Genomic DNA, 6,759 nt, shown 5'->3' with positions numbered 1-6,759 from the left:
GCCCATGCCGGCCGCGCCGCCGCCCGGCGGCAGGCCCGGTGGTGGCGGTTACGGCTATCCGCAGCCCGCGGGCGGCCAGCGGCCCCCCGCCGCCGGCGGACGCACCCGCTACTGGATCGAGATCAACGGCACCCGCCACCAGATCTCCCGCGCCACCCTCGTGATGGGCCGCAGCACCGAAGCCGACGTACGGATCGACGACCCCGGCGTCTCCCGCCGGCACTGCGAGATCCGGACCGGAACGCCCTCGACGATCCAGGATCTCGGATCCACCAACGGCATCGTGGTGGACGGGCAGCACACCACCCGCGCTACGCTCCGCGACGGCTCGCGGATCGTCGTGGGCAGCACCACCGTTATCTATAGGCAAGCCGAAGGGTGAAGCGGGGGCAATGTCAGAGCTGACCCTCACGGTCATGCGGCTGGGTTTCCTGGCCGTACTGTGGCTGTTCGTGATCGTGGCCGTGCAGGTCATCCGGAGTGACCTGTTCGGCACTCGCGTCACCCAGCGCGGATCACGGCGGGACGCCGGCCGGCCGCAGCAGGCCGCCCGCCAGGCACCTCCGCAGCAGCGCCAGCAGTCCGGCGGCGGTGGCCGCCGCGGCCGGAACACCCCCACCAAGCTGGTCGTGACCGAAGGCACCCTCACCGGCACCACCGTCGCCCTCCAGGGCCAGACCATCACCCTGGGCCGGGCCCACGACAGCACGATCGTGCTGGACGACGACTACGCCTCCAGCCGCCATGCCAGGATCTACCCGGACCGCGACGGCCAGTGGATCGTCGAGGACCTGGGCTCCACGAACGGCACCTACCTGGAACGGAACCGGCTGACGACCCCCACACCGATTTCGCTGGGCGCGCCGATCCGCATCGGCAAGACCGTCATCGAGCTGCGGAAGTAGTGCTACACCAATGAATGAGCGCGAGCGGAGCGAGCACGCAGTGGGGGTCATCGACCAGGGCCCCGGCGCGCTCCCGACCGGAGGGTGGGCAGTGTGGCTCGACACGACCGGCTGTACCCGGAGCCGACGGGCGAGGTGCGCATGAGTCTGTCCCTGCGCTTCGCCGCCGGATCGCACAAGGGCATGATCCGGGAGGGCAACGAGGACTCCGGTTACGCCGGTCCCCGCCTGCTCGCGATCGCCGACGGCATGGGCGGCGCCGCGGCCGGCGAGGTCGCCTCCTCCGAGGCGATCTCCACCATCGTCGCCCTCGACGACGACGTCCCCGGCTCCGACGTGCTCACCTCGCTCGGCACCGCCGTCCAGCGGGCCAACGACCAGCTGCGCATGATGGTCGAGGAGGACCCCCAGCTCGAGGGCATGGGCACCACCCTGACCGCCCTGCTGTGGACCGGTCAGCGCCTCGGCATGGTGCACGTCGGCGACTCCCGCGCCTACCTCCTGCGCGACGGCGTCCTCACCCAGATCACCCAGGACCACACCTGGGTGCAGCGTCTGGTCGACGAGGGCCGGATCACCGAGGAGGAGGCCACCACCCACCCGCAGCGCTCCCTGCTGATGCGGGCCCTCGGCAGCGGCGAGCACGTCGAACCCGACCTCTCCATCCGCGAGGTCCGGGCCGGCGACCGGTACCTGATCTGCTCCGACGGCCTGTCCGGCGTGGTCTCCCACCAGACCCTCGAGGAGGCCCTGGCCAGCTACCAGGGCCCCGAGGAGACCGTCCAGAACCTGATCGAGCTGGCCCTGCGCGGCGGCGGCCCCGACAACATCACCGTGATCGTCGCCGACGTCCTGGACCTCGACACCGGCGACACCCTCGCCGGGCAGCTCTCCGACACCCCGGTCGTGGTCGGCGCCGTCGCCGAGAACCAGAACCAGCTCTCCGACAACGGCATCATGCAGACCCCCGCCGGCCGCGCCTCCGGTCTCGGCAGGCGGCGCAAGGAAGGCGGCGGGGGCGAGTTCGGCCCGCCCGGCAGCGGCGACATCACCGGCTTCATCCCCACCGACGGCTTCGCCTACGGCGACGACGACTTCGTCAAGCCCGGCAAGAACCGCCGGTGGCTCAAGCGGTCCGTCTACAGCCTGCTCGCGCTCGCCGTCCTCGGCGGCGGCCTGTACGGCGGCTGGCGCTGGACCCAGACGCAGTACTACGTCGGCACCAACGGCGAACACGTCGCCCTGTACCAGGGCATCAGCCAGGACCTGGCCTGGGTCTCCCTGTCGGAGATCGAGAAGGACCACCCCGAGATCGAACTCAAGTACCTGCCGCCCTACCAGCGGAAGCTGGTCGAGGCGACCATCGCGGAAGGCGACCTCTACGGCGCCCGCGCGAAGATCGAGGAACTGTCGGTACAGGCCTCCGCGTGCAAGAAGCAGGCCGAGCGGCGTTCCGCCGAGAGCGAGAAGAACGCGAAGACCGGCGAGGGCGAGGCCGGAGGCACCACGGGAACCACCCCCGCCTCCTTCACGTCCAAGGCCTCGCCGTCGCCGAACCCCACGGGTTCGGCGAAGGCACCGGAGCAGTCCACGCCCCCGTCCACGACCGCACCCACTTCCAGCCCCGGCCCCAGCCTCTCGGAGGAGGAGCAGAAGGTCGTCTCGTTGTGCGGTAAGCAGTAGGCAAGCCGTGAGAGGCCCTGTCACACGATGAGCAGTACTACCAACCCGTCGACGCAGCACACGTCCACGATCGGCGCGATCGGAGCGCCCAGCCGCCGCAACACCGAGCTGGCGCTCCTGGTGTTCGCCGTGGTCATCCCGGTCTTCGCCTACGCGAACGTGGGGCTGGCCATCAACGACGAGATGCCCACCGGGCTGCTGAGCTACGGCCTGGGCCTCGGCCTGATGGCGGGCGTCGGCCACCTCGCCGTACGGAAGTTCGCCCCGTACGCGGACCCGCTGATGCTGCCGCTGGCCACCCTGCTCAACGGTGTCGGCCTGGTCGCCATCTGGCGCCTGGACCAGTCGAAGCGACTGCAGGCGAGCAGCACGTTCGTCGAGGCGGCGCCGCGCCAGCTGATGTACTCCGCGCTCGGTGTCGCCCTGTTCATGGCCGTGCTGTTCTTCCTCAAGGACCACCGCGTCCTGCAGCGCTACACCTACATCTCCATGGCCGGCGCGCTCATCCTGCTGCTCCTGCCGCTGGTCCCGGGCCTCGGCCACAACGTCTACGGCGCCAAGATCTGGATCAAGATCCCCGGTCTCGGCACCCTCCAGCCCGGCGAGTTCGCCAAGATCGTCCTCGCGGTCTTCTTCGCGGGCTACCTCATGGTCAAGCGCGACGCCCTGGCCCTCGCCAGCCGCCGCTTCATGGGGCTCTACCTGCCCCGCGGCCGTGACCTCGGCCCGATCATCGTCGTCTGGATCATCTCCATCCTGATCCTGGTCTTCGAGACCGACCTCGGTACCTCGCTGCTGTTCTTCGGCATGTTCGTGATCATGCTGTACGTCGCCACCGAGCGGACCAGCTGGATCGTCTTCGGTCTGCTGATGTCGGCGGTCGGCGCCGTCGGCGTGGCGAGCTTCGAGCCGCACATCCAGACGCGTGTGCAGGCCTGGCTCGACCCGATGAACGAGTTCGAGCTCAGCCGCGCCGGGGTCCAGGACGGCATCGTCCACTCCGAGCAGGCCATGCAGGCCCTGTGGGCCTTCGGCTCCGGCGGCACCCTCGGCACCGGCTGGGGCCAGGGCCACTCCGACCTCATCGGCTTCGCCGCCAACTCCGACTTCATCCTCGCCACCTTCGGCGAGGAGATCGGCCTGGCCGGCGTCATGGCCCTGCTCCTGCTCTACGCGTTGATCGTGGAGCGCGGCGTGCGCACCTCCCTCGCCGCCCGCGACCCGTTCGGCAAGCTGCTCGCCATCGGCCTGTCCGGTGCCTTCGCGCTCCAGGTCTTCGTCGTGGCCGGCGGCGTCATGGGCCTGATCCCGCTGACCGGTATGACGATGCCCTTCCTGGCGTACGGCGGTTCCTCCGTCATCGCCAACTGGGCACTGATCGGCATCCTGCTCAGGATCAGCGACACCGCCCGCCGCCCGGCGCCCGCCCCCGCCACCAACCCCGACGCCGAGATGACCCAGGTGGTCCGCCCGTGAACAAGCCCCTGCGCCGGGTCGCGATCTTCTGCGGCCTGCTCATCCTCGCCCTGCTCGTCCGAGGCAACTGGCTGCAGTACGTCCAGGCCGACGAGCTGGCCTCCGACGACGAGAACCGCCGCGTCAACATCGAGCGCTACGCCACCCCGCGCGGCAACATCATCGTCGACGGGAAGGCCATCACCGGGTCCGTCGAGTCCAAGAGCGGCGACTACAAGTTCAAGCGCACCTGGACCGACGGTGCCATGTGGGCGCCGGTCACCGGCTACTCCTCGCAGGCCTTCGGAGCCAACCAGCTGGAGAAGCTGGAGGACGGCATCCTCACCGGCAACGACGACCGGCTCTTCTTCCGCAACACCCTCGACATGATCACGGGCAAGCCGAAGGAGGGCGGCAGCGTCGTCACCACCCTCAGCGCCGCCGCGCAGAAGGCCGCGTTCAAGGGTCTCGGCGACAAGAAGGGCGCCGTCGCCGCGATCGACCCGACGACCGGCAAGATCCTCGCGCTGGCCTCCACGCCGTCGTACGACCCGTCGAAGTTCGCCGGAACCTCCAACGAGGACGCCAAGGCCTGGCAGGAAGTCCAGAAGGCCAACAACCCCGACAACCCGATGCTGAACCGGGCGCTGCGCGAGACCTACTCGCCGGGCTCCACCTTCAAGGTGGTCACCGCCGCCGCGGCGCTGGAGGAGGGCTTGGTCGACGACATCGACGCCAAGACCGACACCCCGGAACCGTGGATCATGCCGGACACCACCACGCCCCTGCGGAACCACGGGAGCATCCAGTGTGAGAACGCCAGCCTGCGGGAGTCCCTGAGGGTCTCCTGCAACAGCGTCTTCGGCAAGCTCAGCCACGAAGTCGGCAACGAGAAGATGATCGAGTACGCGGAGAAGTTCGGCTTCAACAACCCCGAGCTCGACACCCCGGTCCGCGCCGCCGAGAGCGTCTTCCCCGAGGACAACAGGTCGCAGAACGCCATGGCCGGCATCGGCCAGGCCTCCAACCGCGCCACCCCGCTCCAGATGGCCATGGTCACCGCGGCCATCGCCAACGACGGCAAGCTGATGAGGCCGTACATGGTCGACCAGCTCAAGGCCGCGAACCTGGACACCATCGAGACGACCGAACCGCAGGAGCTCTCCCAGCCCCTCTCCTCGGAGAACGCCCAGAAGATCCAGGAGATGATGGAGACCGTCGTCGAGGAGGGCACCGGAGGCAACGCCAAGATCGACGGCGTCACCGTCGGCGGCAAGACCGGTACCGCCGAGCGCGGCGTCAACAACAGCGGCACGCCCTACGCCTGGTTCATCTCGTACGCCAAGACCGACGAGGGTTCCCCGGTCGCCGTCGCCGTCGTCGTCGAGGACAGCAACGCGACCGGTGCCGACATCAGCGGTGGCGGTCTGGCCGCACCGATCGCCAAGGCCGTCATGGAGGCGGTCCTCAAGGGCAAGCAGTGACCCCCGTCACGTCCGCTTCACATCGGTGCACGTTGCGGTACCGGTCCCATATCGGCTGACGCACTTGGCCAGGTCACACAAAAAGAGCCGGGTACGGTAGGCCCGGACGGCAGCCTCCGGCGGCACGCGTGTGCCGCCCGGGACCGACGGAGAGGGCTGGTAGTAGCTATGGAAGAGCCGCGTCGCCTCGGCGGCCGGTACGAGCTGGGCCCGGTGCTCGGCCGTGGTGGCATGGCGGAGGTTTACCACGCGCATGACACCAGGCTCGGACGCCAGGTGGCGGTGAAGACGCTGCGCGCGGACCTCGCGCGCGATCCGTCCTTCCAGGCCCGGTTCCGCCGGGAGGCCCAGTCGGCCGCCTCGCTCAACCATCCCGCGATCGTCGCGGTCTACGACACGGGCGAGGACTACATCGACGGGGTCTCCATCCCGTACATCGTCATGGAGTACGTCGACGGCTCCACGCTCCGTGAGCTCCTGCACAGCGGCCGCAAGCTGCTGCCGGAGCGGACGCTGGAGATGACCATCGGCATCCTCCAGGCGCTGGAGTACTCCCACCGGGCCGGCATCGTCCACCGCGACATCAAGCCGGCCAACGTCATGCTGACGCGCAACGGCCAGGTCAAGGTCATGGACTTCGGCATCGCCCGCGCGATGGGCGACTCCGGCATGACGATGACCCAGACCGCGGCCGTCATCGGCACCGCGCAGTACCTCTCGCCGGAGCAGGCCAAGGGCGAGCAGGTCGACGCGCGTTCCGACCTGTACTCCACCGGCTGCCTGCTGTACGAGCTGCTGACCGTCCGGCCGCCCTTCGTGGGTGACTCCCCGGTCGCGGTCGCCTACCAGCACGTACGGGAGGAACCCCAGCCGCCGAGCGTCTTCGACCCCGAGATCACGCCCGAGATGGACGCGATCGTGCTGAAGGCGCTGGTCAAGGACCCCGACTACCGCTACCAGTCGGCCGACGAGATGCGCGCCGACATCGAGGCCTGCCTCGACGGCCAGCCCGTCGCGGCGACCGCCGCCCTGGGCGCGGTCGGCTACGGCGGCTACCCCGACGACCAGCCGACGACGGCCCTGCGCCCGGACGCCGGCGCCGCGGCGGCCACCTCGATGCTGCCGCCCATGAACCCGGACGACGGCGGCTTCGGCTACGACGACCGCCAGAGCCGTCGCCGCCAGCCGAAGAAGAACAACACCTCGACGATATTGCTGGTCGTGGCGGGGGG

At 69.5% G+C, this 6,759-nt stretch carries 6 protein-coding genes; all 6 read left to right on the top strand.

Annotated features, from left to right (window positions below; genetic code table 11):
- Positions 1-382 (top strand): FHA domain-containing protein (locus B7767_RS01520; protein WP_143652134.1); only part of this gene is annotated, 382 nt, incomplete at its 5' end.
- 10 nt (positions 383-392) lie between these two features.
- Complete coding sequence (locus B7767_RS01515; RefSeq protein ID WP_085570486.1) at positions 393-905, top strand: FHA domain-containing protein; 513 nt, start codon at positions 393-395, stop codon at positions 903-905.
- Positions 906-1,046: 141 nt separating this feature from the next.
- Complete coding sequence (locus B7767_RS01510) at positions 1,047-2,588, top strand: Stp1/IreP family PP2C-type Ser/Thr phosphatase (RefSeq protein ID WP_085570488.1); 1,542 nt, start codon at positions 1,047-1,049, stop codon at positions 2,586-2,588.
- 27 nt (positions 2,589-2,615) lie between these two features.
- Positions 2,616-4,064, top strand: a complete 1,449-nt coding sequence (locus tag B7767_RS01505; RefSeq protein WP_085570485.1) for an FtsW/RodA/SpoVE family cell cycle protein — start codon at positions 2,616-2,618, stop codon at positions 4,062-4,064.
- Positions 4,061-5,527: a penicillin-binding protein 2 gene (locus B7767_RS01500; RefSeq protein ID WP_085570484.1), complete on the top strand. Its 1,467-nt coding sequence runs from the start codon at positions 4,061-4,063 to the stop codon at positions 5,525-5,527. Before B7767_RS01505 ends, B7767_RS01500 begins: the two co-directional genes overlap by 4 nt.
- A gap of 168 nt (positions 5,528-5,695) precedes the next feature.
- Positions 5,696-6,759 (top strand): Stk1 family PASTA domain-containing Ser/Thr kinase (gene pknB, locus B7767_RS01490; protein WP_107485730.1); only part of this gene is annotated, 1,064 nt, incomplete at its 3' end.

It is taken from the genome of Streptomyces sp. 13-12-16 (genome assembly GCF_002114215.1).
Lineage (GTDB): Bacteria > Actinomycetota > Actinomycetes > Streptomycetales > Streptomycetaceae > Streptomyces.
The sequence above is the reverse complement of the archived record's forward strand: the minus strand, read 5'-3'. Positions and strand labels throughout refer to the sequence as shown.

Coding starts and splice junctions, on each gene's coding strand:
- B7767_RS01515 (WP_085570486.1), top strand. CDS start 393: ATGTCAGAGCTGACCCTCACGGTCATGCGGCTGGGTTTCCTGGCCGTA.
- B7767_RS01510 (WP_085570488.1), top strand. CDS start 1,047: ATGAGTCTGTCCCTGCGCTTCGCCGCCGGATCGCACAAGGGCATGATC.
- B7767_RS01505 (WP_085570485.1), top strand. CDS start 2,616: ATGAGCAGTACTACCAACCCGTCGACGCAGCACACGTCCACGATCGGC.